3 protein-coding genes are annotated in these 4,313 nt (G+C 72.2%); all 3 read left to right on the plus strand.

Annotated elements, in window-relative coordinates; all coding sequences use genetic code 11:
• Nucleotides 1–233 precede the first annotated feature (233 nt).
• From murD to murG, 3 genes are read left to right on the plus strand one after another with little or no spacing between them, the layout of a single operon-like run.
• Nucleotides 234–1,670 (plus strand): UDP-N-acetylmuramoyl-L-alanine--D-glutamate ligase, encoded by a 1,437-nt coding sequence (gene murD / locus AC0Z36_RS29225; RefSeq protein ID WP_485466101.1) that lies wholly within the window; start codon nt 234–236, stop codon nt 1,668–1,670.
• 16 nt (nt 1,671–1,686) lie between these two features.
• Entirely contained in the window at nt 1,687–3,093 is a 1,407-nt protein-coding gene (gene ftsW / locus AC0Z36_RS29230) for a putative lipid II flippase FtsW (RefSeq protein ID WP_485466099.1), read from the plus strand.
• Between the two features lie 5 nt (nt 3,094–3,098).
• Nucleotides 3,099–4,187: an undecaprenyldiphospho-muramoylpentapeptide beta-N-acetylglucosaminyltransferase gene (murG, locus tag AC0Z36_RS29235; RefSeq protein WP_485466100.1), complete on the plus strand. Its 1,089-nt coding sequence runs from the start codon at nt 3,099–3,101 to the stop codon at nt 4,185–4,187.
• Nucleotides 4,188–4,313: the final 126 nt, after the last annotated feature.

Here is a 4,313-nt window from a genome sequence, read left to right on the forward strand (position 1 = left end):
ACGGGCGCGAAGCGTCCGAAGCGGCACCCGCACGAGGCGACGGGCGCGAAGCGTCCGAAGCGGCACCCGCACGAGGCGACGGGCGCGAAGCGTCCCGGAGCGCGTCCGCAGGACGCGGCTTTTCCGGGCGACGCGCGGACGCCGACGGGCCCCGGAGCGCCAGCGACGGGGACCGGAGGAAGACGTCCGCGCTTGGAGCCCGGTATCAGCACAGAGCCGCCGATTGGGCCGCACTGCGCGTCTGCGTCGCCGGCACCGGCGTCACCGGGGCCTCCGTGGTCCGCGCGCTGCGCGGCCTCGGCGCCGACGTCACGGTGGTGGACGGGGCGGCCGACGAGGCCGCGGCCGGCCGTGCCGCGGCCCTTGAGGAACTGGGCGCGACCGTACGCCTCGGCGACGCGGAGACCCTGCCCGCCGGTGTGCACCTGGTCGTCACGTCGCCCGGCTGGCGGCCGTCCGCGCCCCTGTTCGCCGCGGCGGACAGGGCCGGGGTCCCTGTGTGGGGTGACGTCGAACTGGCCTGGCGGCTGCGCCGGGCGGACGCCGACGACACCTCCGCGGCACCCTGGCTGGGCATCACCGGCACCAACGGCAAGACCACCACGGTGAAGATGTTGGAGAGCATCCTGACCGCCGCCGGCGAGCGGGCGGTCGCCGTCGGCAACGTCGGCACCCCGGTGCTCGACGCCGTCCTGGCCGACCCTCCGTACGACGTCCTCGCTCTGGAACTTTCGAGTTTCCAGCTGCACTGGACCACGCCGTGGAACGAGACGGACGGCCGCGACGCGATCAGCATGCAGGCCGCCGCCGTGCTCAACGTGGCCCCCGACCACCTCGACTGGCACGGCTCCGAAGAGGCCTACACGGCGGCCAAGGGCCGGATCCTCGACGGCTGCCGGACCGCCTGCGTCTACAACCGCAGCGATCCGGCCACCGAACGGCTCGTCATGGACGCCGACGTGGTCGACGGCTGCCGGGCGGTCGGCTTCGGCCTGGGTGCCCCGGGCCCGTCCAACTTCGGTGTGGTCGACGGCCTGCTCGTGGACCGCGCCTTCGTCGCCGACCGGCAGAAGAACGCGGCCGAGCTCGGCTCGGTGAACGACGTCAAGCCACCGGTGCCGCACAACATCGCCAACGCCCTGGCCGCCGCCGCGCTGGCCCGCGCCCATGGAGTGTCGACGGGGGCTGTACGCAGGGGCTTGCGGGCCTTCACCCCGGACGCGCACCGCATCGCGACGGTCGCAGTCTCGGGCGACGTCACGTACGTCGACGACTCCAAGGCGACGAACGGACACGCCGCCGCCGCGTCCCTGGCCTCGTTCGACAGCGTCGTCTGGATCGCCGGGGGCCTGGCCAAGGGCGCGTCCTTCGACGGCCTGGTCGCCGGTGCCGCGAAGCACCTGCGGGCGGTCGTCCTCATGGGCGCCGACCGGGCGGTGATCCGCGACGCACTGGCGCGACACGCCCCGGAGGTCCCGGTGGTCGAGGTCGCCGACACGGACACTGGAGCGATGGACCGGGTGGTCGGCGAAGCTTCGGGACTGGCCCGTCCGGGGGACACTGTGCTGCTGGCACCGGCATGCGCCTCGATGGACATGTTCGCCAACTACAGCGCCCGCGGAAACGCTTTCGCCGCCGCCGTCCACCGGCTGACCGCCAGCCGGAACTGACGGAAGGGTCGTCTCTGTGGCGGGCGCCTCAAGCAGCAGGACATCCAAACCCGCCGGGCAGCCCGAGCGGTCCGGGCAGCAGCCCACCGCGCTGCCGGGCGTTCCGCGCCCGGCCGTCGCCCGGCCCGCCGCGCGTGCGGCCGGGACCGCCGTGGCGGGGAAGAACCCGGCGAAGACGGGGGTCCCCTGGCTTCCCGCGCAGGCCGCCCGGTGGCGGATCCCGGAGTTCCGCACCCTGCGGGCCTTCAGCAGCCCGCTGACCCCGTACTACCTGATCCTCGGGGCCGGTCTCATGCTCTGCGTCCTGGGCCTGGTGATGGTGCTGTCCGCCTCCCAGGTGGTCTCCCGGATCCTCTACGGCAGCTTCGACACGATCTTCATCAAGCAGGCGATCGCGGTGGGCCTGGGTCTGCCGCTGATGTGGATCGGCGCGTGGCTGCCGCTGCGCGCCTACCGGGTCCTGGCCGCGCCCCTGCTTCTGGCCTGCGTCGGTCTGCTGTGCGTGGTCATGGTGCCGGGCATCGGCGTGGAGGTGAACGGCAACCGCAACTGGATCTCCCTGGGCGGCCCGTTCCAGATCCAGCCCTCCGAGTTCGCCAAGCTGGCCCTGGTCCTGTGGGGCGCGGACGTCCTGACCCGCAAGCGCCGGCTGCTCAGCCAGTGGCGGCACCTGTTCGTCCCGCTGCTGCCGGTCGCGGTGCTGGTCCTGACCCTGGTGATGGCCGGCGGCGACATGGGCACCGCGATGATCATCGTGGCCCTGGTCTTCGCCCTGCTGTGGATCGCCGGGGCTCCGGGCCGCCTGTTCACCGTCGCCCTGGCGGCCACCACGGTGGTCGCGACGTTCGCGATCGTCACCAAACCGCACCGGGCCGAGCGGTTTATGAACTTCCTTGATCCGTTCTCCGACCCCCAGGGCAAGACCCAACAGGCGGCCCACGGCATCTACGCGCTGTCCACCGGTGGATTCTTCGGCAGTGGAATCGGGACGAGCTATGAAAAATGGGGCACTTTGCCGGAGGCGCACACCGACTTCATCTTCGCCGTGATCGGTGAAGAACTGGGTCTGGTGGGGACGCTGTCCGTACTCACCCTCTTCGCGGCCCTAGGCTATGCCGGTATCCGCATCGCAAGCCGGACGAAGGATCCCTTCATCAGACTTGCCGCGGGCGGCGCCACCGCGTGGATCTCGGCCCAAGCCATGATCAACATCGGTGCGGTGCTCGGCCTCCTGCCGATCGCCGGCGTGCCGTTGCCATTGCTGTCCTACGGAGGATCCGCCCTCCTGCCGACCATGTTCGCCCTGGGCATGCTGCTGTCCTTCGCCAAAAGCGACCCGGACACAGCAAGAGCCATGGCACGACGTGGTCCGGGGGTGGTCCGCAGAGTGTTCGCGCGGCTCCTGCCGCGCAGAGATGGGTGATCCGGGTGCATGTCGTCCTCGCAGGCGGGGGTACCGCCGGTCATATCGAGCCGGCACTGGCTCTGGCGGACGCGCTCCGCCGCGCCCACCCCGACGTCGGCATCACATGCCTGGGCACCGTCAAGGGCCTGGAGACCACGCTGGTGCCGGCCCGGGGCTACGAGCTCGCGCTGATCCCGGCCGTGCCGCTGCCGCGCAAGCCCTCCGCTGAACTCATGACCGTCCCCGGCCGGCTGCGCGGCACCATCCGCGCCGCCGCCGACGTCCTGGAGCGCACCCGTGCCGACGTCCTCGTCGGCTTCGGCGGCTACGTCGCGCTCCCCGGCTACCTCGCCGCCAAGCGCTGCGGCGTGCCGATCGTCGTGCACGAGGCCAACGCCCGGCCCGGGCTGGCAAACAAGGTCGGCGCGCGCTACACCCGCTTCGTGGCCGCCAGCACCCCCGACAGCAAGCTGCGCAACGCGCAGTACGTCGGCATCCCGCTGCGGCGTTCGATCTCCACGCTGGACCGCGCCGCCGTCCGCTACGAGGCCAGGGCCGCCTTCGGCCTTGACCCCGACCGCCCCACGCTCCTGGTGTTCGGCGGGTCGCAGGGCGCGCAGCGCCTCAACGAGACCATGGCCGCCACCGCCCAGCGGCTGCTCGCCGCCGGTGTGCAGGTGCTGCACGCGGCCGGCCCGAAGAACGAACTGCGGATCACCGCCCCGCCCGGCGGGGCCCCCTACATCGTCCTGCCCTACGTGGACCGGATGGACCTGGCGTACGCCGCGGCCGACCTCACGCTGTGCCGTTCCGGCGCGATGACCTGCGCCGAACTCGCGGCCGTGGGCCTGCCCGCCGCGTACGTCCCGCTGCCCATCGGCAACGGCGAGCAGCGGCTCAACGCCCAGCCGGTGGTCAAGGCCGGCGGCGGCCTGCTGATCGACGACGCCGACCTGACACCCGAGTGGATCATCAACAACGTCCTCCCGGTGCTGACCGACCCGCGCCGCCTGCACGACATGGGCAAGGCCGCGTCCGAGTTCGGCCGCCGCGACGCCGACGAGGCGCTGGTGCGGATGGTCCACGACGCGATCCTGGCTGCGCGGTCTTAAGCCGGGCTCCAAGCGCGGGCTGTGCTGATTTCGGGCTCCAAGCGCGGGCTGTGCTGATTCCGGGCTCCAAGCGCAGGCGTTTTCCTCCCGCCGTCTTCGCTTCGCTCAGTCGTCGCTCGGCGCCTG

This window comes from Kitasatospora sp. UYEF31 (assembly GCF_057291755.1).